The sequence below is a fragment of the Geobacter hydrogenophilus genome (assembly GCF_018501225.1).
Taxonomy (GTDB): Bacteria; Desulfobacterota; Desulfuromonadia; order Geobacterales; family Geobacteraceae; genus Geobacter; species Geobacter hydrogenophilus.
The window spans coordinates 22,483-47,546 of sequence record NZ_JAHCZI010000011.1; the positions used below are offsets into that span (position 1 = coordinate 22,483).

Below are 25,064 nucleotides of genomic sequence, written 5' to 3' on the forward strand. Positions count from 1 at the left end.
TCAGTCAACATTTTATATAGTTACATTGCACAATTAATATAAACCACCAAAACAAGACAAAATGAGCCCTTACGGTGTGCAAACATCATTAGTGCAATCAGCTTGGTGAAATTTTGCTATTGAATGTCTTGTTTATTAAATTATCGACTACATGAAGAAAAACTTTAGCTGACGGTCTAAAAAAACGACTCATTTGGCAAGGGGCAACGAGGTTTTGGGGCTGGGTCGTAATTTCGTTGCGATGGGTTATACTTTGGTCACAGGTTGTGCGGGAGGGATGATGCGTCGTGCTGCAGGGGTTGCAGTTTTGAATCGTGGGGAGATTTAATTGTCAATTTCCAGCCTCCTGGAAAAAATCAGATGCACATTGATTCCCATCGATTTCGACAAACTACTTTCGACGGCAGAACGCCGAACCGGATTGAAGTATTTCTGTGATCAGCAGTGTGAAGATTCCTTAAAATTCCTAATCGATTCGTGTAATAACGAGGCCAATCTCAGCCTGATCGGACGGATCGGTGCCCGGCAGCATCTGCTCGAACTGCTCAAAACACGTTTCAGACTTATTGATCACTGGTTGCGATATCCCGAGATCCAGGAGCAGCCGGTGCTTCCTCAGATATTCATTACCGGCACGCCCAAGAGCGCCTCAACTTTCCTGCATCGCCTGTTAGGACATGATGGTACCAATCGTGTGCCACGGATGTGGGAAGTGATGTTCCCCCTCCCTTCCCCTAAGAGCGTTACGTTCGATTCCGATCCACTCATCAAGAAAGCGGAGAAACGCTTGCGATGGCTGCGTCTGATCCATCCGGATCTCGCCAGGGCCCATCCCATCGGCGCCTTTATTCCCCAAGAATGCGGGTCCATTTTAGGCTATTCCTTTAAATCAAATGTCTTTCTCGATATGTTCTCAATTCCTTCCTATGAAACTTGGCTGAGAATCCAGGATATGGACTCGGCTTATGAATTTCACCAGAGGTTTTTGAAGCACCTGCAATGGCATTGCCCTGCTGAGAGGTGGGTATTGAAGTCATCTGACCACGTACACTCCCTGAAAACGCTGATCAAGATATACCCGGAAGCAAGGATTGTTTTTCTTCACCGTGACCCGCTGAAAGTGTTGCAGGCGGCCTCCAGCCAGATGACCCTTCTGAAGAGAGTATTCAGCCTCACCATAAATCTTCGCCAATTGGGCGCCTACGAAACCCGCAGTTTGAATGACAAGGTAAAAAAGATAATGGAATTCCGTGAAAATCATGTCGATTTGGAAGACCATTTTATGGACGTCCGCTTCCTGGATCTGGTTTCTGACCCGATCGGAACGGTACGGGCCATCTATGACCGCTTTGGCCTCACCCTTTCCGCCGAAGATGAGTCCCGTATGGAAGCCTTTGTAATCGGCGAGCGGCACAAGAAGAGATCGGACACCTTCTCACTGGCGGATTTCAGCCTCGGTCCCGAGCAGGAATCCGCTCACTTCGATCTCTACTGCGAGCGCTTCAGCATCGGACGCGAAGCCTTGTGATTTTGACCAGGCACTCATTTTTTCCGTCTTCTCCAGAGCGACCAGAGGTGTTTCCCTTCCAGACCTTGCCAGACGAGCAAGCCCGGCACGCCGAAGAGAACATCCTTCATTCTCTGAACCAGCGACAGGGCAAGTCCTGCTGCCGGCGGAATGCCGAAAAGCCACCACCCGACCGTCATGTAGGAGGCTTCCTGGACTCCCAGAGATGCCGGCATGACAAAGGCGGCGGAACATATGATCATCGTGAGGCTCTCTATGACAAAGGCATCTAAAAATCGGGTCTCGAGCCCCATATAACGCATGGCTACCCAAATCTGCAATGCTCCCGGCACCCAGGCTACAGCATGCAGGAAAGCCGCAAGAATGAGGCGGGGAACGTCCCCGTATATTCCCCATACGGTTTCGTGAATGCTGATATTATTGCTGCCTTCCCCACCGCCGCCCCACATTCCTGAAAATTTTTTTACCACCCTGTCGACAAGGTTCAGCAAGCCCCAACGCTGGGCTGCAAGAAAGGCAACCAGAACAGCGAAGGTCGCACCCAAAGCTCGAATTGCCCAGTATCTGGCACTGTTACTATTCACGCCACTTTCAAACAAAATGACAAATCCGGCCACTGCGAACAAAAAGAGTCCCAGAACCTCAAGCGTCTTGTCGGCCACCACGCTGGCCGCTGCGGTATTTACGTCACGCCGACGTGCTGCGAGCAACCGAACTGCCACCATATCCCCGCCAAGGCGGCCTACCGGAAGGAGATAGTTGATCGATTCACGTATCCAGCGAAGAATAAACAAGGTATTGGTAAAACCTGACTTCTCCGAACGGAAAAGAGCACGCCACGCGAGGCCGTTAAGGGCTATGCCCGAAACCTGAATCAGGAGAACCAGCGCGAACCCCCACCCGATACGGTGCGCCGCTTCAATTACCGAGGAAAAGTTGTGATAGGCTACGAGCGCAGTGGTAACACCCACCCCACCGAGTAGAATCAGGAGGCTACCCAATCGAAAGGTGCTCTGAGTTCCGCTGGGCTTATCATCTTTGGATGTTTCTTCAGGTGGCGGTTTCATATGTCTTAGGCGTTTGGAATAGCTTCTTTTGTCAATTCGGGCTGCCAACCTTCAAAAAACCGGTCCATAGCAGCAGCCGGACCAACCGGCAAATGCCCGAACATGATAGACAGTTGTTTGCCCGCCTCTCCCTTGGATTCTTTGTTCACAATCACTTTCCACAGTGCCGCCACCAGCCCCGACCTGTCCGCTCCAGCCTGGCAGTGGATCAATACAGGACGTGGCGCTGACCTAAAAATCTCCATGAGAGACCGCATCTCTTCCCGCGTCGGCTCGCGATCGGCCGATAATGCCAGGTCATAATGCTTTACGTGATTTTCGGCACTTATCTTCGTTTCCTCGGTGTACCACTTCCCCTCTTCCTTCCCACGGAGATTTATAATGCTTTTGATACGGTAACTATCGATAGCGCGCCTGAGTTCGTCTCCATTCATCTGGGCAGATCGGTATGCCTCTCCATTCGTGACAATATGGAAATTATCCTTCCCCGCCATATACAAGGCATACGTCGAAGCTACCAAAAGCGGCATCACCATAATTGTTATGCCAAGCCGCAACGTTCTTCCCAAAAACTTCATGTTCGTCGCCTCTCTCGATCATTGTTTCTTCGGAAGTAAGCCAATTTCTCCTCTTTTGTAACCAGTATAGTCTTTCAGGGCATCGGTTGGCAATTGTGGGCAGGGTTGCCGGCAGAGAGCGGAAGAGCCTCCCATTAAGTCCACTCAGAGTTGATGGTTGAGACCTATCCTGCACGTATAATGCACTGGAATTACTCCGGACAATTGGTAGAATTTCCGGGTGGGGCATGATGCGGGCGTTGTTCCCGCCATGCGCTGCAGAGTGCTAGCCAGCGATGGCTGAAAAACCGGTATAAAGTGGGCTTTCAGATGATGCGGAGGGTGCTGTCATGGACGAGCGAAAAGAGTATGTGGAAAAACTCTCGGCACAAATTGTCGAATGGGATGCACAGATCGACCGGCTCAAGGACAAGGCGGAAAGCGCCACGCCCGAGGAGAGGTTTGACTATAACAACACGATCACGGCATTGCAGCTCAAGCGGGATGAAGCCGCGGAAAAACTGCAGGGCATATCTGCCGCCACCGATGATGAGTGGGAAGACCTCAAATCGGGAACGGAACAGATATGGGGCGAGGTCAAATCCATTTTGCGCGACGCTATCAAAAAAGTTACATGAGTACGTCGCTGAGCCTGCCCTAGAGGAAACGAATCATGACCAAGGAAAAACTCGTTGTCATCGGCGGAGATGCCGCGGGGATGAGCGCCGCATCCCAGGCAAAGCGCCGCCGGCCCGAACTGGAGATCGTCGTTTTCGAGCGGAGCCCCCACACTTCTTTTTCGGCCTGAGGGATTCCCTACTACGTCGGCCGGGTTGTCGACAAGGAAGAAAAACTCGTTATCCGTTCCCCGGAAAAGTTCCGGGAGAAGTATGGAATCGATGCAAGGGTCCTGCATGAGGTGGTGGAAATCGATGCGGCACAGAGAAAGGTGCTGGTGCGCGATCTGCAGCGCGGCGATTCGGCATGGGAGTCCTATGACCAGCTTTTGATCGCCACCGGCGCGGTCCCCCTCTGCCCGGACCTTCCCGGCTCCGATGCCGTCGACATCTGCGGGGTGAACACCCTTGAAAGCGGCCTGGAGATCCGCAGGCGTCTCGACAGGGGAGGGATGAAAAAGGGAGTTGTCGTCGGGGGCGGATACATCGGCCTGGAGATGGCGGAAGCGCTGGTAAGGCATGGCCTTGAGGTTTCCCTCGTCAACAGGGCACCGCAGGTCATGGGAACCCTCGACCACGACATGGGGGCACTGGTCTCGCAGGCACTGCGCGATGTGGGGGTCAGCCTGTATCTGGAGGAGACCCTCACCGCGTTCGAGACAAGAGCCGGGAAAGTGACCGGGGTGGTCACGGACAGGCGCACCCTGCCAGCCGATATCGTAATTCTCGGCCTGGGGGTGCGCCCCAACACGGCCCTTGCCGCTTCTGCCGGCATCCCCCTCGGGGATAAGGGGTCGATCAGGGTGAACGAGCGGATGCAGACCGGCGTTGCCGGTATCTGGGCAGCGGGGGATTGCGCCGAATCGTTCCACCTGGTGAGCCGCAGGCCCTTCCATATCGCCCTCGGCACCGTCGCCAACCGGCACGGGCGGGTCGCGGGGATCAACCTGGGAGGCGGCTATGCCACGTTTCCCGGGGTCGTGGGAACAGCCGTCACCAAAATATGCCAGATGGAGGTCGCACGCACCGGCCTCCAGGAAGAGGAACTCAGGGAACTGGGGATCGAGTGGATCAGCGCCGTCATTAAGAGTCGCACCAGGGCCGGCTACTTTCCCGGCGCAGGGGAAATAACCGTAAAGGTGCTGGCGGAACGGGGGAGCGGCCGCCTGCTGGGAGGCCAGATCGTCGGGATGGAAGGGTCGGCCAAGCGGATAGACACGTTGGCAACAGCCCTTCATGCCGGTTTTACGGTGGAGGAGATGATCAACCTGGACCTGGGCTACGCCCCACCGTTCTCACCGGTCTGGGACCCGGTCGTAATCGCTGCCCGTGAGGTTGCAAAGGAACTTTAGGAGGAATCGGGACCGTCACCTCAAGGAAGGGGGGTCCATGCCGATGTCAAACCCGATGGAGAGGTCAGTCGATGGGCCATAGGAAGCTATCCTCCGGAGCAAAGGGTGGTTCCACGGCAGCCCCTTTCATAAGTTCACTGAGATAGCGCCAGAACCACGCCGTTACCCATCCACCCAGATCGAGCCGCTGGTAGGGGCTGACCCGCGCTCCCTTCGCGAGCACGTCGGGATGCTCGGCCAGATAGCCGGAAATCTCCACCTGCAAGACAATAAGCTTTCCCCGTCCATTCTCGACCTTCTGAAACGCGGCGTCCAGGGCCTGCCGGTAGGGAGCGATCGTTTTCTGGTACTCGTTCTCGGCTTCGGCCTGCCCCGTCCCGCCGGCGGCCGCCTGGAGGCGGGCATGGGCCTTGCGGATCGCATCCCGGTGCTTGAGCCAGATGCCGCGCCCCTCCACGTTCCAGAACGGCACATAGGTTTCATTGAACCATTCTTTATGCATTTTGAGGAGTTCCAGATACTTGAGATCGAACTGGTAGTGGGGGGAGCCGGGTTTGCCGATGGCGGCGCTGAAGAGTTCGGCGGTGGCAATCCGCCTGGTGTAGAGCTTCCAGAGCTGATCCTTTATCTCCGCGGGCTTCCCCTTGGGAGGTGGGAGGTCGATGATACGGAACGGGATGTCCACGTTGGGGACGAACTGCGAGGCGGAAACCTCTCCCAGAAACTGCCGCTCGTCGAGGGGGGCGGGTTTGCGCGGATCCCCCATCTCGTCGGTTTCCCGCCATTGCTTTCGCAGATCGGCCATTTCGGCTTGGCTCACCGGGATGAACTGGTCGTTGTGGACCACATACGCCGGGAGCCCCGTCCCGGTAATCACGAGCCCCACGTGGAGCGGAAGGCGCACGAACCGGAACTCCAGATCAAGCTCAGTGCGGACCAGAGAAAGGATATAGGCGATCCGGATGGCGTAGACCCCGCAATCGTGAATGAGCTGGCCGGTCAGCGCCCGGGGGAAGGTGCGGTTCAGGTAATTGACGCCGAAATCCTCGATATTGTAAGGGGTATGAGTGGTGAAGGCGAGGAGGTAGAACGCGAGCAGGTCGATCACCTTGGCAAAGGCCTTCTCTCGTCCCACCTGCGGCTCCAGCGCCCGGAACTTGGCGAGGAGGAAGGTGCGCCAGTCGTCGTTATTGTGGAGCCGCATCCTCCCCTTGAGGGACTGGTCGATGAGCTCCCGGTTCTCCTTCGCCTCGGCCGTCACGGCGCCGGTCTTGTCGCGGGCCTCGCCGTAGAGAAGCTCCAGCACTTCGATCTGCTTGCGGCGAACCTGGAGTATGCGTCCAAGGGGAAGCTCCTTCTCCTCGGCAAAGGTCCCACCCATCTCCCTTTCGTAGTATTCGATGCCGATGCTCCGTTTTTCCGCAGCCTTTCCCTCCAGAAAAATATCGAGGTGCCGCCCCTTCTTCTCGCTGAACACTGACTTGGTAACTTCCACGGTAAGGCCGGGTATCCTTTTCCCCTCCTCCGTTTTCCCCTCCGGCACCACCACCCCCTGGAGCCGCGCAAGCCGTTCCTTCGCCTCACCCAACCGTCGTCCCCCCTTCCCCTTCTCCAGGTCGGCCACGGCCAGGTCGAGCACTGCCTGGAAGGCCTTCTGGGTCCCGGTTGCCGCGGCCCGCATCAGTTCCACCAATTGTCCGTAATATCCCGACAAGGTGTGCCTGATGCTTGGCATGAGGGACTGCCCAATGGCCGCAATCTCGGCGTTGCTCCGGGCGTCCTCCTTGACGGCGTCGAGGTCCAGGGTGGCATGCCTGTCCCGCAGCCACCGCAGAGCCTCGATAAACCCGTCCAGAGCCCCGAGCGCCCCATCGGCGCCGGCCGATTCCAGCATCGCCGTTGCCCGCTCCACGACGGTTTCCGCCAGGTACGCCTCTTCGGCATATTTGCGCCACGGCGAGGCGTAGATCTGTTCCTTCCTCTTGCGCGCCAGGAACCAGTCCTGCAGCTTGAGCGCCTCCCCGTGGCGCCCCTGGACGGCCATCCTCGCCACCAGCTCCCGGAAAACCGTATCAAAGATGACATAGGGGGCATTGACTGGAGGGTCTTCTTTTACGAACTCCGGTACCTGCCGGGCGACCTCCTTGGTGTCGCCCGCTTCGACGGCCTCGCACAGTTCCTTCAGTTTATTGAAAAACCGGAGGCGCTCGGGAAAGAGGTTTATCCCCCCCGACTCCGACACGCTCTTCTCTTCGCCGGCGATCTCGTCGAGCACCAACTGGTAGAAGACGGCCGTTTTCGCAGCACCCTTTTTCCGGAGGACCGTCCCCTGCCGCAGTTGATCTCCCCGGAGAATCAGCCGCACCTGCCTGGACGAAGCCAGCGGTAGCGACGTGGGTGCAGGCGCCGGATTCCGGTTTCGCAACCCTGCACTTTCCTGTTTTCGGTCGAAAATTTTCATGGTGTGTCCGTAATCAGGGAGGTGAGGCCGGAGCCGCGGCGCGAACCAGCACAAGCTCCACCCGCCGGTTCAGCGCCCGGCCGTGGATGGTGGCGTTATCGGCGGTGGGCTCAGCCTCGCCACGGTGGGGAGGGGTGGCGGCGTCCAGGAGTTGGCTGTCGGGAACGCCGGCATCCCGTGCCATCTGGTAGAAGGCCTCGGCCCGGCGCAGCGAGAGGTCCAGGTTGTGCCGGGCACCACCGGTCTCGTCGGCATGGCCCACGAAGCGGATCTTTACATCGGGGTGACCATCCAGGTGCCGCTGCCTGATCCCCTCGAAAAAAGCCACATGTTCCGGCTTGGGAGCCGTCTGGTTAATGGCCAGATTCATGAAGCGGTAGCGGCTCCCCTCCGCCACGGTCTGCACGATTCCGTGGGAACTCTGCGACTCGGCCACTTCGGTGCTGCGGGGTGCCCCCTCCTGCATCCCCACCTGGGTCTCGAAGAGCTGCCGGGCCACGGCGGAGGCGGCTTCCAGGCGCCATACCTCACCCTGGAAGTAGGCTCGGGCAATGTCGTCGTCGGGAACGAAGGTGGCCACCTTGTCCTGGACAGCCTGGACGTTGGGGGCATAGTTGTTGCGGACGGAGCGTTCCTGGGGAGTCATGACCATGCGTGCCAGGTACTCGGTGAATCCCTCGGTATAGAAGCGGGGCGACGTGGTGGCGTCGACCCAGTCATTGAACCCCTGGGCGGCGTAGAAGTGGGTCAGTTCGTGGATGAGGATGAGCCGCCGCAGGTCTGCCGGCGCGCCGCGATGGATGAAGATTCGCGTGCCACTTTCGACGAAGGCGGCCTGCCGGCTGGCTAGGGTGCGGACGTTGGGCCCGGCCCAGCTGTCGGCCAGGATATCGGCGAGCATCTGCCGGTAGCGGGGATCGGTCGCCCGGATGTTGAACTCGTCGATGTCGGTCATGAGGCTCAGGCGGTTCTCCAGCCACTGGTTCAGGAACTGGGGATCGGAGGTCTGGGATGGTTGGATGATGCCGACCGCGGAACGTATCTGCGCCTCGGGGATGGGGGTCGTGATCTGGGGGAAGGTGGAGCGGATGTCCTGATCCGCGGCAATGGCGGTGGTCTCGGCCTGGGATTGGGTAGTAAGGGTAGGGACGGTTCCCCCTACAGAGAGGGGATTGGCCGCGATATGCGCCTGGAGCGCGGTGATGAACTGGTTTTTGATATCCGCCGCAGTGCCGGCCACCCCGTTGGCCGGATCGGGGTCAACCCACGGACGGAGAGTCCCGCCGCTGGGGGCGGAGACGAAGAGGGCCTGGTGGACCTGGGTGAAGCGGGTCGGGTCGTCGAAATCGGGGGTGCGCCGGATGGTGGCGACCGGTGCCTCCCCCTGTTGCACCACGTGGGCAAGCTCGTGGGCAAGGAGCCGCATCCCTTCTTCCGTACCGGGAGAGTACCGCCCAACGCCGAAGGCGATGTCGTGCCCCACGGTAAAGGCCTGGGCATTCAGCGCCCGGGCTGTCTCCTCCGCTGCCGGGCCGGTGTGGAGGCGCACCCGGCTGAAATCCGCGCCGAAGCGCGGCTCCAGGAAGGCCCGTTCCCCTTCGCCGAGGGGAACCCCGCCCCCCTCCAGTTCCCCCACCCCTTCAGCCAGTTCGCCTTCGTTCCTCACGCTGGCCGGCTTCGCCCGAACCGTACCATCCTCGTTGCTGCCGACCCCGAAAGGAACTTCTCCCTCGGGCATTCGCAGCACCTCTTCGGCCGCCTGATCAGCCTCGCGTTCGAAGGGATCATCAGGTGCGCCGAGCACCAGCTTCGCCTGGACTGAAAAGGGGCGGAGTATCTGTTGAACCTCCAGCCTGGCCACATGCGAAGGCGGCGAGCTTGACACCGATGGGACGGCCCCGCCGATAATCTTCAGTTTTTCGGCGAATGTCTTCACGGTCGCCTCCTCGCCTATCCCCTCAAGTCTCTCGTGTCGTACCTACCCCGAGATGGTGATCCCCAGGTTGGCGGCCTGCTGGGAGCGCCCCTGGGGGGTGATGTTGATGATGACCGCTTCACCTGCTCCCCGGTTGCCGACGTAGATTGTCGTGCTCCCCATTACCACGGCGACGAGAACCGATCCCGCTTCGAAAACCGATGACGAGAGGCTCGTGTTCAGGAACGCCATCTGATTGTCCTGGCTGAAGAGCGTTATATCGCCCAGCATGGCGGTGGAGAAGAGATCGGTGAGCGTACCCCCCGAACCGGCGATGATGTCGGCGATCCGCTGCCGGACGGCGGTGCTGACATCGATCCGGGTCACGCGGCATCCGGTGGCCCGGAAGGTGGTACCGATTCCCGCGAACGTCGCCTTACCCTGTTTCACCAGGGCATCGAAGTTTTTCGTCACATCGGCGGGGAGGGGACCCGACGGGAGGGTACCGTAAAGCGTGACAATACCGAGGATGTCGCAGTCACCGAGGGTCCAGTCAGCGCCGGCATCAACAACCGACAGGGCCACCGCAGGGCGCGCCCGGTTCGCCTCGATGCGGATCGCCCCGAGGGCAGCGACGAAATCAGCCACGCTCACCTTTGTCTGGCGCAGAAGAATTGTGAAATCCAGGTAACTTTGTCGCTCGCGGTTCCCCAGGACTGCCGTTGCCGCCTTCACCCGCTGGCCGATTTCCCCCGAAAGAGTCCGGCGATCCTGCAGCGAAAGGTCGCTCAGGGCCTTTGCCGCCTCAACCGACTTCTGGTCGAAAGCGGTCCGGTCAGTAATCTGGTAGAGTTCAGCCAAGGCAGGGTGGGCACTGAGGAGTTCGACAGCCATTTTCAAGCTGTCGGGACTGGCCGCCTCCAGCTCCAGGCAGTGCATGGCCACGGACTTGGCTCCATGGGCACCCACCAGGAACCCTTCGGTGATGAACCCGGAAACCGCCATACCTTTCAGGGAAACATCCCGACAGTGGTCAAAAACGAATGCCCCATTCGGCACATCATGGGTGAAGACCTCCATGTCCGAGAGGCAGACCGATGCGAATCCCCTGAAATGAGCCGGCTCCTTCAGCAGATGGAGCCGCGTGGCGTGGCCACACCCCGACAGGCAGAGATTGACGTTATCGACCTTCGGCGAGACCAGTTGCCCGGGAAACTCGTGGTCCCCCGGCAGGAGGCAGAGACAGATATCACGCTTCCCCTGTTCCAGGTGGGTCTTGAGGGCCTCCTCCAGGGTGGCGAAAACTCCCCCATCCTTCCCCACGGTGATCCGGCACCCACCGCCGGCAGGACGGGCACAGAGGGCATCGAGGGCCTCCTGCACCGTGTCGATACCCGGCTGGTTCAGGAAGGTGCAGGCGCCTCCCGGCGTGTAGGCAATCTGCCCGGCGGTGACGTTGCAGAGAAGCCGCAGGGCGTCCTCCACCGTGGCAACGGTCTGTCCCTGGTAGATGCTCGTGTCGCACGGCTTGGCGAAGCCGATCTGCCCCGCCGTCACGTTGCAAAGGAGCCTCAGGGCATCGTCCACCGTGGCGATGGTACTTCCATGGTAGACGCTCGTGTCGCAGGGCTTGGTGAACCCCACGTGGGAGGCCTGGATCTCGCAGATCTTGTCGAGGGCCTGTTTCACGGTGCCGACAAAGCCGGCGTAGAGCCCCTTGGTGCAGTCGGCGGTGTAGGCGATATGCTCGGCGGCCAGTTGGCAGAGGCGGTTCAGGGCCTTCTCCACGTTGTCGTGGGTGGCATCGAAGAGGCCGCTGGAGCAGGTGGTCACGTACCCCACGTCATGGGCATGGAGGTCGGTGAGGGGCGGGAACGCGTGCCGCCGCTTGTCGGCGTCGTTGAAAGGAATCAGCGTCCCATCGGCCTGGACGCGGGCCAGGAGCAGGTAGTGATGGACGATCCCCCGGGGCTCGGTGCTGGTCAGCACCGCATCGCCCGGATTCAGGACCGCCTCCCGGACCGGGGCAAGCCAGAAGTCACCGGCCATGAAGGTTTTGCCGGAGAGGTCGAGAGTGAGCTGGAGGGCCTCCAGGTTGATCTGGATGCTGGAGCCGAGGGTCACGTGGCCGGGGGCCGTGGCAAGTCCGCCGGTGGTGAGCGTCACCCCCTTGTCGACACCGGTCGCCAGGGACCAGACGGAACCCGACTTGGTCAGCTCGCAGAAGCCGTCCCAGCGGCGGACGAGTTCCTTGGGGGGTGCGACGGGAATCTCGTAGGTGGTCTTGATGGCGCCGTGGGTCGGTGTGAACCCTGTCCCCAGGAAGACTCCCAGCTGCTTCTCGGTGGCGGGGTTGTGGAACTCGTAGACGTAGTTGGTGGCCACGAAACCCGGCGGCATCTTCTCCACGGCCAGGGCCTCGTACTGCTCGGCCCCGTTCTCGCTGGACCACTTGAGGATGAGGCGGGTGGGATTGGCGGCCGTCCCCTCCACGGCGTGGACCTCCAGCCGGAAGAGGTAGCTCCCGACCCTCCCCTTGCCGGCGGCAATGAGACCGGCGCAGGGGTCGCAGGGATCCCCCGCCTCCAGGTTCGTGTGGAGCGAGAGGGAGAGGGTGGCATTCCCCCGCTTCGGGATGCCCGTCTCGGGGTTCACCGTATCGGGGCAGGTCTTCACCTGGAGCATGGTCTGGGTGCGGGTGCAGGTGTCGGCCCCGTGGAGCCCCGGGTCCCGCAGGGTGCCGTCCTCCAGGGAGGTGACGACCCGGTCCCACACGTCGGCATAGACAATGTAGGGCCCGGTGGCGGGGAGCGCGGGGTAGCCCGGGAGATCGGGCTGGGCGCTGGCCAAAAGCGGTGCGCTCCCCGGCAGCTCGGCCCGGATGCCGTCCACGTAAAGGTCGCCTGGCTGGATCTTCCGGTCCGCCGTGATGGCAACGGCGCCAGTACGGGGCGAACCGTTGCCCACCACGTCGGCGAGGGCCTGGATGAGCTGTTCCCGGCAGACGTCCACCAGCTCGTTCCAGTCGGCGTCGGTGATCACCCGCCCCTGCTGCTGGTGGACGCCGGTGTAGCGTTTTTCAGGCTGGAAACTGTCGCGTGAGATCTGAGTTTTCATGGGCTACCCCTGGAATTGATAAGTGACTGCGGATACTCCTGACTACTGAAAGCTTTCAATCAATTCAATCGCATGGCGGAAACGGCTTCCGGTGCAGCCGGAGGTCCGGGGCGATGACTGCCTCCATCCCCACCGGGAGAAACTCCTTCAGCTTGTCGAGCACCGCAGCCATGAGGAGGCTGTAGCGCCACCCGTGGTGGGCCCCCACCTCGCCGCCGTCCTCGGCCCCGAAGCGGACCGCTTCCGGCGTGGCCGGGTGGAGCACTCCGCACCCCGGCTCCCCGAACCTGGCGGTGCGGCGCACCACCGCTCCCCCCTCGTCGAACTCGAAGACGTAGAAGACGGGCCGCTCGGTGGTGTTGCGATGGGTGAGGAGCGCCGTCGCCAGTACTCCCTCCGGAATCCGGGAGAACCGGACGCAGTGGGGGTTTTTGAGCAGTCCGGGCTCCAGTTCCAGCTTCCCGGCGAAGAGGGAGTCGCTGGCCTGGAGACGGCCGGCCTCGCAATCGCCAAGGACGGTGCAGTATTCGAGGCGGGCCAGGCCCGGCACCGCCATCCTGTCGAAAAGGGACTCCCGGGCATCCACCACCGGTTCTTCCATGGCTCCGGCCGGGATGGTGACCTCGAGGGCCCGGACCGCGCACCGCGTGAGCTGCAGCGTCCCGGCAGTCACCCTGAGGGTGCCGTCGATGATGAGATTCTCCAGCAGGTGCTCCTGCTCCTCATCCAGGAGCATGTCTCCCGTGTGGACCGGGAAGCGCCCCGGCTCGAAAAAGCCGAGGGGGGGCGGAGCGTAGAGGATCACTCGCTTGGGGTGGATGTGACCCTGCCGCCAGTCGGGGGTACGGAGATCTACGGTGCGGCGGGAAACGTCGTCGAAGCTCCCGGGGAAGCAGGGGGCGCCGTGGGGGTTCACCTGGCGCCACCATACGGGCGTTCCGCTGAAAGTGGTGAGCTTCGCGGAGGGGTTCGACGGGAATTCCCCCGTGGGCACCGCCACCTCCATGGCCCGGGTGGGGTAGCGAAAATCCGCCGTGGCCGTGGGGAGGTCCGGGTGCCGTGCCGCCCAGAGAGGATGATTCTGGAACTCGTCGAAGCGGGGGTCTTCCCCCAGGGCCCCGGCCGGAAGCTGCGGCATGCCGATGCGGGGTGTGACGGCGGTCCGCCGCCACCCCTCCTGGATCTCCACCTCCATCTGCCCCACCGCCTCGGCGATCTGCTCGATGGCCGTGAGAGTCCCCTTCCGCTGGCGCCACGCCACGGCATTGGCAACCTCGTCGCGCCGCCCCTCCTCTTCCGGGGAGACGAGACGCACGTCGAGAAGCTGGGCGAAGTAGGGGATGAGCCAGGGCTGGCAGGAGAGCCCCGACGGCGGGTTGTCGGGGAAGGAGTCGGCCTGGCGCTGGTCCAGGGTGGCGCGAATCCGGTCCAGGAGCTCGCCGCAGGCATCCAGGAACCGCGCCAGGTCCCCCTCGCCGCCGAACTCCACGCTGTCGCGGGTGCGGTAGACCTCGGGGAGGATGCCGTAGAGTTGCGTGCCGGTGGCAGTTGTCGGTTTTTCGGTGGCCATGATTTTCCCGTTCTCTCTTGAGCTGGTTCTGTTATTCACCCCCTGCTCGCCTTGCTCGCTTCCCCCCTACAAGGTAGGGGGGACTGAGGGGGGTCATTTCGTGTCCTCATTTGCGTGCCGATAAGCTGGCAGCACGCTTTGTTATTATGTTCAATCCAGCTCGCTCAGAAGCTCCCGCAGGGTGACCGTGGCGAAGACCTCTTCGTCCAGGGCGATCTGCAGGAGGCGAAGCTTCGCTTTCAGCCCGTCCACGGCCGCGGGCGCCTCGCCGGTGAGTTGGACCAGTTCAGCGGTGGAGCCTTCGGCCAGGTCGTGGACAGTGCGGCTGAGGAGCGGCGAGAGGCGGGTGCGGTCTGCCGCGAGCCCCACGACGATCTCCGCCTTGGTCTTGAACTCCCACAACCTGACCAACGAAATGTCGACCGTGAGATCAACGGGGTCGATACCCCGCAGATCGTTCACGGACCGGATGCCGGCCCCCCGCAGGAGCTCGCCGTAGCGGGCACCCACCCCCTGGATGACTCCCACTCCCCGGCGCCCCACCAGCCGCTGTTTGGGAGCCGCCGGTCCAGCCTCGGCAGCCTCTCCCGGTGAGGGACCGGCCGCGGCTTCCCCTTCCACCGTGACCACCAACTGCCCCAGGGTGAGAACCTCCCGGTCGGCGGCAGCCACCCGCCGCAGGGTCCGGTCGCCGTCGATGACCGCCACCGAATGCTCCACGCCGGTCACCCCTTCCACCACCTGGTAGACCTCGCTCAGGAAAAGGGACTGCCCCAGCTTCCGCTTCTTAAGGGAGAAGGCGTCCTGGAGGGCGATTTTTACGGCTGCGGTCACCACGTCGGGTTTGTAGGCGGCGGCATCCACGGTCAGGAGCACCTCCAGGGCGAAGGTGCGTGATTCGTAGGGGAGGACCGTCACCTCTACCTCCGGCACGGCGTGGGCCACGAGGAATGCGGTGAGGGTCACGGCGAGGGTTCCCAACGCCCCGCCCCCAGCGGGGACCACCACCACCTCCACCTTGTCGTTTCGCCCGAGCCCCGTGGGGCGGCTGAAGGCCCGGGCCTGCCAGACGCTGCTCTGGGACATGGCCAGCCAGCCGAAGTCGTCCAGGGAGACGGCCCGCTCCAGGGTGAGTAGGGTTGCCGGGGCGTTTTCCCGCAGGGACTCCACCCCTTCCCGGTCGTTGCCGCCGGTGGCGTCCAGGGGCTGGCGCACCTTCTCCACCAGCCGGTGGGGCCGGGAGGGCTTGAAGGCGCTCCCGGCCGGGAGGTTCCCCCCAAGCCCGGTGCCCGAGCGGAAGGTGAGTCGCACGTTGTTCACGCCGGTGGGGAGGCGGCGGCCACGCACCCCGTCGCCGAAGGCGATCAGAAGCTGCCCCGCCTCGGTCATCCTCACCGTGTAGTGGTGATCGGTGGGGCCCGAGGAGGCGAAGCTCCCCACCTGCTCCCAGACCCGGCCGGCCACCGACAGGTCTATGGCGGCCCGCACCCCGGCTGGCTGGGTCGGGTCGGCCACGAAGGAAACCCCCGTCTCGGCGAAGACGAAGGACTGGTTCGCCCGGGTGGCGTCGCCGCTCCCCAGCACCTTCTCCCCCTTGCCCTCGCCGTGGCCAAAGAGGAGCACGTTGCCGGCGATGAGGGTGTTCCCCCAGGTGAATCCGGCAGGGAGGTCCCGGGCCAGGACGAGGGTGGTTCCCTCGATCTTCGCCACGGTGGTGAAGAAGGCGGCCGTGGCGTCGTCGGTCCGCTCCACCATGAGGACGCGCCCTTTCTCCAGGGCCGACGGCACCGACGCCAGGGGGATGCGGCTTCCGGTCACGGGCTCGCGGTTCTCCTGCCACGCCACGGTCCTCAACTCCTCCTTGAAGTGGGCGTAGACCTTCGTCTCCGTGAGGTAGTAATCGTCTCCCCCCCGGTCGTCCCAGCCATCTTCCGCCGTGAGGGTCGCCTCCTCCCCTTCCAGGTCGACACTCACGGAGGCAAGTCGGGCCCAGGCGGCCTGATCCTCCATGACCACAACGGCCAGGTCGCCGGCCGTGGTCTTCTTGGGCTTGGCGGTGACGATGGAGGGCGGGAGGTGGCCACCCTGCTTCTCCAGGTAAGTGTCAGCCTGCCACGGCCCATCTCCCACCGGCGGCACGAGCAGGGTATGGGGATCGTCCAGGGGATTATTCTTGTTCCCTGAAACGGTCAGGACAGTGTAGCCGTGAAGGGAGTGCCCGCCATCGGCCGGATGGTAGGTTGCCGACGTCACGGTGTAGAAGGTGAGGGGCTTCTCCTTCCGGCCTTCGACCGTCTCGTGGGCGACCAGCCGGTTGGCGAGCCGCGACCAGTCTCCGGCCGTCTGGAGGACGGAGATTTCAGGGCCATTCACGCCTGTGGTGCCTTCCTTCAGGGTACTTACCGTTATGGTGACCGGATAGCCGACCCGGGCCGTGTCGAGCCGCAGGGGCCCCACGTTGGTGTCGAGGAAGAGCCGCTTCCCCGTCACCGAGAGGACCCTGCGGTAGAGCTCTTTTGCCCCGTCACCGATGTAGATCACCATGTCGTCGAGGAGTCCCTCCGGTTCTTCGACGAGGTGGAGATCCCGCCTCAGTTCGACCCCCGTGGCGGCGGGAGCGATTGCCGCAAGCCCTTCGGCGGGCTTTGCGTGAATGAGAGTGTACCCCTTCCGGAACGCCCCCGAGAGTTGCGGCGTGACCCGCACCTCGGTGTTTCCCTCGACAATCCGCGTTCCCACGATGAGATGGGCATACAGGAGCCCGCTCTTCTCGTCCTCCAGAACCAGAGGCTCGCCGGTCTTGAGATCCCCCACCTCCCCTTGCAGGAGGAGAAGATCACCGCTGAGGATTTCCTGATTCTTGTTGTATTCGGCGGGACGCAGGCCATTGAGGGCAGGATCCAGCTTCAGCTCCTCCAAGGTCTCGAAGACCACCGGGGGGCTCCCGTCGGCAGGGGTATGCTTCGCGGCGAACCCCTTGGGGAGGGCCCCCACCTCCTTCGCCTCGATGACGAGCCGGGTGGAGGCCGAGGCTGGGGGGGCCGGGTGGTAGTCGATCATCTCCACGAGCCGCCTCACCGTGTCCCACTGGGTGGCGGTCCCCAGGAACCCCTCGTTGGCGTAGGCGTCCAGGTGCTCGGTCAGGACGGAGGAGGAGCGGGCCAGGACCCGGGCGATCTCCCAGGCCCAGTCCCGGCGCGAAGCGTGGTACTGCTCCAACATCCGCTCCTGGCGCTCGCTTTCCGTCTCGGTGACGGGAAGGTTTGTCACCTCCTGCCAATTGGGGAAGCGCTCGGCAAGCTCGGCCCGGAGCAGTTCCAGGAAGGTGACGGCATTGCCGTCCACGTACCTGAAGCGGCGAAGTCCTGCGCGGTTCCAGCGGGTGAGGTCGGTTCCGGTGCTCATCCTCGGCGCCCTCCGGTCAGGCTGAGGTTGATGTAGCCCCTCTCGGGGCGGCGCGGGTCGTTGTCGCAGACGGCGATTTCGAGCCCCTGGAGCGGGATGCGTCCCGTGTCGGTCTGGTCCGGGTACTGGTCCCCGAACCGCTTAAAGCGGTTGAGGCAGACGTTCTCGACCCCGTCCAGGGACATGAGGGTCTGGAAGACGTCGCTGGCGTAGAGGTCTTCGCCGAAGCCGAGGCGCCCTGGCTCGAAAAAGCCTCCCGGCCCGGTGCCGAGGGCCTGGTTGACGGCGTTGCGGACCTCGGACTGGAAGTAGTTCTCCCGCACCCGGATGGAGATGAACATCTTGATCCCCACGGGGACGGCATCCTCCAGCACCACCTCCTGGCCGGCCATGCGCCATGCCTCCAGGTAGGGATGGAGGATGGTCCGGATGGTGGGGGGCTCGGGTTCCCAGACCGGCTCCCATATCCGGTGCTCTTGGTGGAACGCCTCGACCCGCTCCCGCAGGTCGTCGGGATAGGCGATCCCCTCTTCGTCCAGGGGATAGTCGTTCCAGAGGACCGTGGCAACCCGGACCGTGGGCCACGACCCGGTCCAGGCGCTCCAGCCGCTGGCCCGCAGCACCAGGGGGTGGTCGGTGAGCCGGTCGGCGTAGTCGGCCACGGTCACCATCCGCCGCTGGGTATGGATGGCCCGGGGCCCTTCAAGGCGGGCCGGGTCCATGAGATGGGGGTTGCGGCGCCAGAGCTCATCCAGCTTCTGGTGGCGGCTCTTGCCGTCGGGGGTGGCGGGGGGGTCGTCCTCCAGCCCGGCGGCGGTGGCGGCGTCGTAGCCGATGAGGGAGAGGAGCCGCCGCACCGATTCGGGGCGCCGCGCCGTCTCCAAATATGCCTCCGTCGCCACCCGGTCGGCCATGTCCGAGAGCTGATCAAGGACCGCGGCCAGGGCCTCCACAAGGACCACCTCCAGGTCGCCGGCAGTCCAGCGGGTCCGCTCGGGGAAGCGGCCCGCCAGCTCTTCGAGCATGAGACGGCGGAAGCTGTCGTAGTCCCGGACGAGCCAGTCGAAGTCGTCGCCGGGGTCGGGAAGGGGCTGGGGAAGCTCCACTTTTCGCTCGGCGCAGTCGGGGCATCGCCCTTCAAAGGTCAGTATGCTTTTCGGGTTCTCGGCCATGGTCTCACACCAGGAATTCGTGCCGCTCGCCGTGGCCGATGGCGGCCAGGGCGTAGGAAACGGTTATCAGAAGCTTCTCCCCCTCTCCCCTCACATCCACCTCCAGGCTCTTGGGGTCCACCTCTCCCCGGAGGGCCTCGGCAAGGGACGAGGAGATCCGCTTGCGGGTAATCTCCCACAGGACCGAGGAGTTGGGCTCGAAGACCAGTTGCTTGAGTCCGGCCCCGAAGTCGGGGCGGAAGACCCGCTCGCCGGGGTTCGTGAAGAGGACCTGCTCGATCTGCTGCCGCACGTGGGAACGGCGGTCGGCCGTGGCGGCCCCATGGTCGCCGATGCGGAGCGGAAAGGCCATGTAGGGTGGATCGGTCAGGCGGTTCATGTTGTCCTCCCAGATGGGGCTGCGGCCTTCACGCCATCTCGCCGCCGTCCTCGTCGCTTCCTTGTGCGGCGTAGCTTGGGCTACGCCTCCGCGATCGCTCCTGCGGGTGCGACGATCTGCCGCAAATTCCGCAGCCCTTGTGTTGTGTTTTATACAAGGGGCAACCACGTGTGGTTGCACCTACGACGTCATCACCTTCATGGACAAAGTACTCATCTCCCCCTGCGGTATGGGTGGCCCCGTAGGCCCCATGGCGCTGGGATGGACGTGGGTGGCAAAGAGGGTGAGGAAGCTCTGCCCCTTGATGATCGGCTCCCCCCCCTGCCCTGCCAGCATCACCGTCTGCCCCTCCACCACCACCTGCTGACCCTTCACCGTAATCCCCGATGCGGCCATCTCCACCTTGTTGCCGTTGGAGTCCTCGATGGTGGTGCCGCTGGACGACATGGTGATGGTGTTACCGTTGCTGTCCTCCACCACCACTTTCCCCGCGTCGGCGTCGAGGGTCAGGGTGTTCCCCTTGGCGTCGGCCACGATCACCGTCCCCTTCTCATCCACGGTCATCTCGGTGCCGGCCGGATGGGCGAGCCGGAACTTCTCCTTCCCCGACTCGTCGTCGAACTGGAGGATGTGGCCCGACGGGGTCTTCAGCACCCGGGTCGTGGGGGGGGACTTGGCCGCCTCCGCCGGCGGGTCGCCGCTTGCCTGCCAGAAGGTGCCGGTCCAGATGGGGAGATTCACGTTCCCCGCCTCGAACTCCACCCAGACCTGGGCATCCACCTCGGGGACCACGAAGAGCCCCTGGTCGGCAAGACCGCCGAAGGGGAGGCTCGGCAAGGCCCAGCCCGTGGGTGTTTCACCGAGGACCGACGGGACCATGAGGCGGAGCCGCCCCCGCTGCTCGGGGTCGTCGTTGTCGGTCACGAAACCCCGGTACTTGCCGTAGTAACGGTTGCGGTACTGCCGCGCCAGTTCCAGGAGCAGGTCGTCCATCTATCCCCCCAGCACGCCGGCCAGCACGCCGCCAGCGCCGCTTCCCAGGTTGTCGCCGTAGGCGTTGCGCAGAAGGTTGAAGCTCTGACGGTACCCCTCGGTGCTGAACCGGTGATTGACGGTATCCACGAACCAGATGCCGCCGTACCGCTCACCCACGCCGTCCACCCCCACCGGTTCCCCCACCCGGAGCACGTGGCCGTAGAGGGAGCCGTCCAGTTCCCCCTCCCCCTTTACCCGGAGGGAGAGGTCGTTGGCCCGGCGCTGGGCCCGGGCCCGCCATTCGTCTTCGCTCATCTCCCCCTGGCGGCTCATGCGCCAGGCGAAATCGGGAAGGCCGCTGCCGGCCCCCGTGGCCGCCTCGTTCCCCAGGAGCGGCAGGTCCGGGTCCACCGTCTCCGAAACGGTGCCGCTTCCCGCGGTCTCGGCCCGGTCGAAGGCGACCCGGTCGGCCTGGTGGCCGTCGTCCTTGACCGAGAAGCGGTAGGCGCTGGTATCCTCGCCGGCGTAGACCATGATGGTCGCCTGGGGCTCCGCGTCGAGGCGCATGGGGCCGAAGTAGGCCATCCCCTCCCGGAAGATGAGGTCGTAGCCGTTGGCCTCGGCCCGGTTCCGCAGGAACTCGATGTCGGTCCCGTCCTGGTTGATGACAAGCCCCGTCTGGCCACTGCCGTTGGCCGGGTCCGGGGCGAGGCCATACTTGGCGAGGATCGTCGGGACGATCACCTGGTCGGCGGTGGGGGCGTCCCCTCCCCAGACCTGCCGGACATGCTCCCGGTCCAGGGCCAGGGAGTCGTCCCGGCACTCCACAATCACCCGGGCGCTCCCGGCATCCTCCGGATAGTCGGCCCGGACCTCCCGGATGTACCCCCGCATCACCTCCTCGGTGGAGAATCCAAAGGCCGCCTCGATGACGATGGGCTCCCAGGGGGCGAGGCGCCCGTCATCCTGGACGAACCACTTCCCCTGCTCATCACGGCGACTCTCGAAGGTGATGGTCGCCACCGTCGGCTCGGCCCGACTGGCATCCACCGTCACCTCCGTGAGGAAGGGATAGAGGTCGGCGATCTCAAGCCCCGCGCTCCCCACGCGGATGATGCACTCGGCCGGCTCGCGGTGTTTTGATGTCAGGAAATCGAGAAGCATCGTGTCCACCATTTCCCCTCACCCGGCCTTCGGCCACCCTCTCCCAGAGGGAGAGGGTTATTCCTGCTCCCTCTCCCCCTGGGAGAGGGCTGGGGTGAGGGGGAAAATATCACTCCTTCGCCTTCGGTATCAGGATCACCCTTCCCTCCATCGCCTCCAGCACCATGTCGCCGCCGTAGAGGAAGTCGGGGTTGGCGTCGACGATCCGCCACCAGAGGCGGTCGTCGTTGTAGTAGTGGCGCGCCAGGAGGTCCAGGCGGTCGCCGGCCTTCACCACATGCTCCACGACCCCGGTGGCGGGGCCCATGGCCCGGGGGCGAATCCCCGCGAAGACCGTGGTCCCGTCGGAGGACGGCGCGAATCTCTCGGTTTTCTCGTAGCGGCTCCCCTTCTGGAACATGTCAGAAAATCCCTCCGATCACGGTGCGTCCCGTGTTGAGGGCGGCACCCACCACCTGCCGCACCTTCTCCACCTGGTAGAAGGGGTTGTTCCCCTCGATGACCTGCATGGTGAGGCTGGCCCGGGCCCGGTAGGGAACCAGGGACGGGAGATGGGCCTCCTCGGTAATGCGGACACTGGTAAGGAACACGGGAAGGATGTGGGTACCCCAGACCAGCAGCAGCACCGATGCCGACTCGCTCCGCTGGAACGCCCGCTGGCCGCCGAGGCCAAGGCTCGCCAGGGTCTGGAGTCCGCCGGGCCCCTGGGCCTTGGGTTCCACCATGGTGCGCAGTGTGTCCAGCTCCGGCTCGATGCCGGCGACGGTGGCGATGGGGTCGCCGTCGTTCATCCGGTCGGTGGCGTCCAGGAGGATATCCATGGTGAAGCTCTCGGGCTGCACCGTGACCCCTTGGGCCACCCGGGCGGTCTCGGTGGGGAGGGCGAAGTCGTACCCCCCCCGGGTGCCGGGGGCGCTGCCGGTCCGCAGGGTGATGGTGCGGGAGCGGGTCAGGGACTGGGGGTTGAAGTCGAAGACCAGCACCAGCGGCGGGAGCGCCAGGGCGTATTCGATGAGCATCCCCTTGATGGTGTTGAGCATCTCTTACCTCGTTTCAAGTACAAGCTTCCAACTTACCCCCTCACCCGGCCTTCGGCCACCCTCTCCCTCAGGGAGAGGGTTGGGGTGAGGGGAAATGGGCATTGATACCAGCACTTACCGCCACGGCCACGGCCCGGGCCACCTCCCGGTCGGTGGCCTGGTGATGCACCTCCACCGGCGGCACCGCCAGCCGGTCGATCTGCAGGTCGGCGCACACGGAAACCGTTGCCAGTTCCTCCCCCACCAGTCGGGCGATCTCCCCGGCCCGGTCCCGGAAGGCGGGGGGGAGCTGGAGGCGCAGACGGTCGACGGTCAGCATGGGGCCTCCTTGGGGAGGAAGGGGGCCAAGGGACCCAGGTCGGTGGGGGAGAGTTCCCGGCCATCCTTCCCCAGCTCCCGCCAGACCGCCAGGGCAACGTGGCCGAGGCTCAGGGGGCTCCCGGCGCCGGCGGCCAGGTAGGCGGCGTGGAGGGCGGCGTTGCGGATGCTCCCGCCGGTCAGGTTCACGGCAGCTCCGAGGAAGGAGGGGTCCACCCCCGGCTCCCGGGGCGCCCGGGGGGGGAGAAGCCGCTGCCAGAGCCGGGTGCGGGCCTCGGCGTCGGGTCGGGGGAAGTCCACCACCACCTGGAAGCGGCGGGCAAATGCCGGGTCCAGGTGCTTGCGGAGGTTGGTGGTGAGAATTACCGGCCCCTGGTGGGACTCGATGCGGGCCAGGAGGTGGCTCACCTCCATGTTAGCGTAGCGGTCCCGGGCCTCCCGCACCTCCCCTCGCTTGCTGAAGAGGCTGTCGGCCTCGTCGAACTGGAGGATCATCGGCTGGCCGTGGGCCGCGTCGAAGAGGCGGTTCATGTTCTTCTCCGTTTCGCCGATGTACTTGCTCACCAGCCGCCCCAGGTCGACCCGGTAGAGGGGCCACCCCAGCTCCGCGGCCAGGACCGCCGCGGCAAAGGTCTTGCCCGTTCCCGATGGCCCGGCGAAGAGCCCCACGGGCCCGCCGCAGTCGCCGCCCCCCCACTCTCCGACCACCGTGGCCTTGTGGGTGATCCAGAGGAGAAACTCCCGGAGCATGGCGACCCGGTCCAGCGGGAGCACCAGATCGTCCCACCGGGCCGGGGTTTTCACCAGGACTGCCCCGGGGAGGTCGCCGGTGACGGCCGGACGCCCCAGGAGCCGGGCCGTTACGCCGGGAACCGGTTTCACCGGCTGGAACGGGTCTCCCCCCTCCACCTCGATGAGTCCGCTGATCCGCAGGGGGGATGACTCGGTGAGGGCACCGTAGAGGAGCGGCGTCTCTTCCGGGGCCATGGCCAGGAGTTCCTGGAGGAGTGCCGGCGTTGGGTAGGGTGTCGGCGCACCGGACTGCAGTGTCTGGAAGAGCCACCCCAGCCGGGGTTCCGCCTCGGGAGCCACCACGCAGGCCAGGACGTCGAACTCGATGGGAGAGAGCCCCGCCGGCGCCACGGCACGCCAGCCCCCCTCCTGCCGGCGGGACGCCTCCACCTGCTGCTGGAGCGTCCGGAGCCGCTCCAGCTCACCCTGGGATGCCTCCCGCCCCTGGCGCGACCCGGCCAGGATATGGGCCAGGAGGCCGATCCGCTCCCACTCGGGGGCAAATCCATCCTCTCCTATCGCACGGGCGGCGGCTTCCATCACGCCCCTCCGTGGACGGTGACGAGGAGGGGATTGCTCCGCACCGTCACCGTCACCCCATCCGATCCCCGCACCAAGCTCCGCTGGGCGTAGAGGACCGCCTGCCCCCCGCCGGAAACCAGCTCCGCCGGAAGGGTCACCTCAACGGTCTGCGCATCGACGGCTGCTTCGGGGTCGAGAGTCAGGTCCGTGGCCGTGGCTGCCGTCGGGTCAGGCACATCCTCCCAGCCGATGGTGCTCGTCCACCGCTGCCAGGCAAGGGTCACCGGGGCGTCGGGCTCACCGGCCACCCAGACGTGAGGCGTGAAATCCGCAAGTTCCTGGCTTCCGTGGGCGAAGAGGAGGCTCTGAGCGCAGGTTTCGTCATCGAGCACGAAGCTGATAACCGGCGCCCAGTCTGGGCTCGAAGTGTCCACCGTTGTGCGGGGAACCGGCGGCGCGGCGGCGGCACCGGCAAAGGGGGCGGTGCGGGCGGCGGGCACGGCCCGGACCTCGGAGCCGATCCGCCCCACCAGGGGGCTTTCGGGGCGGCGCTCCGAGGGGAGCACCGGCGCCAGGGCCATCTCGTAGGCCACTGAGGGGCGGTAGCTCACGTCCCCCTGGGTCGACCAGATGTGATTCAGCTCGTCGGCGCCCAAGGGGTGAAAGAGCACCTGGAGCCGGAACGTCTCGTCGTCCACCGTGAGGGCCGACTGCACCGGCGTCTCGTGGAAGAGCCGCATCACCTCGCCCAGGAGGCGCAGGTCGTTCTCGCCGGCGCTCACCTTATCCTCGTCAAGGCCGAAGCCGGTGACGAGGCAATGGAGGCGCACCCACCAGGGGTCGCCGGGAGTATCGCCGGTAAAGAATCCGGCCGGCTCGACCCGGTAGAAAAAGAGGTTCACCCGGTGGGACGTGTCGGTGGTTGCCGGCGCGGCGCTGGCTGGGGAGCCGATCATGATCTGGATCGAGTTGGCGCTGGCGTCGAGCCCCACGCTGACGAAGTCGGCGATGGCCCGGCAGACCTGGGAAAGTGAAGAGCGCGGAAGGGCCATG

Annotated in this window: 19 protein-coding genes; 3 read left to right on the forward strand and 16 right to left on the reverse strand. The window is 64.1% G+C overall.

The genetic code is table 11. The annotated features are described in order from the left end of the window. Positions 1 to 328: 328 nt before the first annotated feature. Positions 329 to 1,528, forward strand: coding sequence for a sulfotransferase family protein (locus KI811_RS14690; protein WP_214187232.1), 1,200 nt, complete (start codon positions 329 to 331; stop codon positions 1,526 to 1,528). A 14-nt stretch (positions 1,529 to 1,542) separates the two neighbouring features. Here the strand turns inward: KI811_RS14690 and KI811_RS14695 are convergent, their stop codons facing one another. Next, complete coding sequence (locus KI811_RS14695; RefSeq protein ID WP_246551789.1) at positions 1,543 to 2,595, reverse strand: lysylphosphatidylglycerol synthase domain-containing protein; 1,053 nt, start codon at positions 2,593 to 2,595, stop codon at positions 1,543 to 1,545. Between the two features lie 5 nt (positions 2,596 to 2,600). Beyond that, complete coding sequence (locus KI811_RS14700) at positions 2,601 to 3,173, reverse strand: dual specificity protein phosphatase family protein (protein WP_214187234.1); 573 nt, start codon at positions 3,171 to 3,173, stop codon at positions 2,601 to 2,603. 329 nt (positions 3,174 to 3,502) lie between these two features. Here KI811_RS14700 and KI811_RS14705 point away from each other — a divergent pair, with 329 nt between their 5' ends. Both KI811_RS14705 and KI811_RS14710 read left to right on the forward strand, forming a co-directional pair. Next, positions 3,503 to 3,790: a sll1863 family stress response protein gene (locus KI811_RS14705; RefSeq protein ID WP_214187235.1), complete on the forward strand. Its 288-nt coding sequence runs from the start codon at positions 3,503 to 3,505 to the stop codon at positions 3,788 to 3,790. Between the two features lie 35 nt (positions 3,791 to 3,825). Next, positions 3,826 to 5,181 (forward strand): FAD-dependent oxidoreductase, encoded by a 1,356-nt coding sequence (locus KI811_RS14710; protein ID WP_214187236.1) that lies wholly within the window; start codon positions 3,826 to 3,828, stop codon positions 5,179 to 5,181. A 64-nt stretch (positions 5,182 to 5,245) separates the two neighbouring features. Here the strand turns inward: KI811_RS14710 and KI811_RS14715 are convergent, their stop codons facing one another. The 14 genes from KI811_RS14715 to KI811_RS14780 all read right to left on the reverse strand — a co-directional run bounded on the left by KI811_RS14715 (position 5,246) and on the right by KI811_RS14780 (position 25,063). After that, positions 5,246 to 7,642, reverse strand: a complete 2,397-nt coding sequence (locus tag KI811_RS14715) for a hypothetical protein (RefSeq protein ID WP_214187237.1) — start codon at positions 7,640 to 7,642, stop codon at positions 5,246 to 5,248. Between the two features lie 13 nt (positions 7,643 to 7,655). Continuing rightward, positions 7,656 to 9,578: an eCIS core domain-containing protein gene (locus KI811_RS14720; RefSeq protein ID WP_214187238.1), complete on the reverse strand. Its 1,923-nt coding sequence runs from the start codon at positions 9,576 to 9,578 to the stop codon at positions 7,656 to 7,658. A 42-nt stretch (positions 9,579 to 9,620) separates the two neighbouring features. Beyond that, a complete protein-coding gene (locus KI811_RS14725; RefSeq protein ID WP_214187239.1) occupies positions 9,621 to 12,674 on the reverse strand; it encodes a DUF6519 domain-containing protein in 3,054 nt (1,017 codons plus the stop codon). Between the two features lie 64 nt (positions 12,675 to 12,738). Then, on the reverse strand, positions 12,739 to 14,244 hold the full coding sequence (locus tag KI811_RS14730) for a phage tail protein (RefSeq protein WP_214187240.1): 1,506 nt from the start codon (positions 14,242 to 14,244) through the stop codon (positions 12,739 to 12,741). Between the two features lie 150 nt (positions 14,245 to 14,394). After that, positions 14,395 to 17,649, reverse strand: coding sequence for a baseplate J/gp47 family protein (locus KI811_RS14735; RefSeq protein ID WP_214187241.1), 3,255 nt, complete (start codon positions 17,647 to 17,649; stop codon positions 14,395 to 14,397). Continuing rightward, positions 17,646 to 18,821, reverse strand: coding sequence for a baseplate J/gp47 family protein (locus KI811_RS14740; RefSeq protein WP_214187242.1), 1,176 nt, complete (start codon positions 18,819 to 18,821; stop codon positions 17,646 to 17,648). The genes KI811_RS14735 and KI811_RS14740 overlap by 4 nt, the downstream gene beginning before the upstream one ends. A gap of 4 nt (positions 18,822 to 18,825) precedes the next feature. Then, positions 18,826 to 19,200: a GPW/gp25 family protein gene (locus tag KI811_RS14745; RefSeq protein ID WP_214187243.1), complete on the reverse strand. Its 375-nt coding sequence runs from the start codon at positions 19,198 to 19,200 to the stop codon at positions 18,826 to 18,828. A 180-nt stretch (positions 19,201 to 19,380) separates the two neighbouring features. Further along, entirely contained in the window at positions 19,381 to 20,193 is an 813-nt protein-coding gene (locus tag KI811_RS14750) for a phage baseplate assembly protein V (RefSeq protein WP_214187244.1), read from the reverse strand. Continuing rightward, positions 20,194 to 21,351, reverse strand: coding sequence for a phage late control D family protein (locus KI811_RS14755; RefSeq protein ID WP_246551790.1), 1,158 nt, complete (start codon positions 21,349 to 21,351; stop codon positions 20,194 to 20,196). A 97-nt stretch (positions 21,352 to 21,448) separates the two neighbouring features. After that, the gene (locus tag KI811_RS14760; RefSeq protein ID WP_214187245.1) at positions 21,449 to 21,739 is read right to left on the reverse strand and encodes a LysM peptidoglycan-binding domain-containing protein; all 291 of its coding nucleotides are present in this window, start codon (positions 21,737 to 21,739) and stop codon (positions 21,449 to 21,451) included. Between the two features lies 1 nt (position 21,740). Further along, on the reverse strand, positions 21,741 to 22,379 hold the full coding sequence (locus tag KI811_RS14765) for a hypothetical protein (RefSeq protein WP_214187246.1): 639 nt from the start codon (positions 22,377 to 22,379) through the stop codon (positions 21,741 to 21,743). A 67-nt stretch (positions 22,380 to 22,446) separates the two neighbouring features. Next, on the reverse strand, positions 22,447 to 22,698 hold the full coding sequence (locus KI811_RS14770) for a hypothetical protein (protein ID WP_214187247.1): 252 nt from the start codon (positions 22,696 to 22,698) through the stop codon (positions 22,447 to 22,449). Continuing rightward, entirely contained in the window at positions 22,692 to 24,029 is a 1,338-nt protein-coding gene (locus tag KI811_RS14775) for an ATP-binding protein (protein WP_214187248.1), read from the reverse strand. Before KI811_RS14775 ends, KI811_RS14770 begins: the two co-directional genes overlap by 7 nt. Continuing rightward, positions 24,029 to 25,063, reverse strand: coding sequence for a Pvc16 family protein (locus KI811_RS14780; RefSeq protein ID WP_214187249.1), 1,035 nt, complete (start codon positions 25,061 to 25,063; stop codon positions 24,029 to 24,031). Before KI811_RS14780 ends, KI811_RS14775 begins: the two co-directional genes overlap by 1 nt. Position 25,064 lies beyond the last annotated feature (1 nt).

Bases quoted from the DNA above. Each gene is read 5' to 3' on its own strand.
- KI811_RS14770 (WP_214187247.1), bottom strand. From the start codon at position 22,698: ATGCTGACCGTCGACCGTCTGCGCCTCCAGCTCCCCCCCGCCTTCCGG.
- KI811_RS14765 (WP_214187246.1), bottom strand. From the start codon at position 22,379: ATGCTCAACACCATCAAGGGGATGCTCATCGAATACGCCCTGGCGCTC.
- KI811_RS14715 (WP_214187237.1), bottom strand. From the start codon at position 7,642: ATGAAAATTTTCGACCGAAAACAGGAAAGTGCAGGGTTGCGAAACCGG.
- KI811_RS14730 (WP_214187240.1), bottom strand. From the start codon at position 14,244: ATGGCCACCGAAAAACCGACAACTGCCACCGGCACGCAACTCTACGGC.
- KI811_RS14780 (WP_214187249.1), bottom strand. From the start codon at position 25,063: ATGGCCCTTCCGCGCTCTTCACTTTCCCAGGTCTGCCGGGCCATCGCC.
- KI811_RS14760 (WP_214187245.1), bottom strand. From the start codon at position 21,739: ATGTTCCAGAAGGGGAGCCGCTACGAGAAAACCGAGAGATTCGCGCCG.
- KI811_RS14750 (WP_214187244.1), bottom strand. From the start codon at position 20,193: ATGGACGACCTGCTCCTGGAACTGGCGCGGCAGTACCGCAACCGTTAC.
- KI811_RS14705 (WP_214187235.1), top strand. From the start codon at position 3,503: ATGGACGAGCGAAAAGAGTATGTGGAAAAACTCTCGGCACAAATTGTC.
- KI811_RS14700 (WP_214187234.1), bottom strand. From the start codon at position 3,173: ATGAAGTTTTTGGGAAGAACGTTGCGGCTTGGCATAACAATTATGGTG.
- KI811_RS14725 (WP_214187239.1), bottom strand. From the start codon at position 12,674: ATGAAAACTCAGATCTCACGCGACAGTTTCCAGCCTGAAAAACGCTAC.
- KI811_RS14740 (WP_214187242.1), bottom strand. From the start codon at position 18,821: ATGGCCGAGAACCCGAAAAGCATACTGACCTTTGAAGGGCGATGCCCC.
- KI811_RS14775 (WP_214187248.1), bottom strand. From the start codon at position 24,029: ATGGAAGCCGCCGCCCGTGCGATAGGAGAGGATGGATTTGCCCCCGAG.
- KI811_RS14755 (WP_246551790.1), bottom strand. From the start codon at position 21,351: ATGGTGGACACGATGCTTCTCGATTTCCTGACATCAAAACACCGCGAG.
- KI811_RS14735 (WP_214187241.1), bottom strand. From the start codon at position 17,649: ATGAGCACCGGAACCGACCTCACCCGCTGGAACCGCGCAGGACTTCGC.
- KI811_RS14745 (WP_214187243.1), bottom strand. From the start codon at position 19,200: ATGAACCGCCTGACCGATCCACCCTACATGGCCTTTCCGCTCCGCATC.
- KI811_RS14695 (WP_246551789.1), bottom strand. From the start codon at position 2,595: ATGAAACCGCCACCTGAAGAAACATCCAAAGATGATAAGCCCAGCGGA.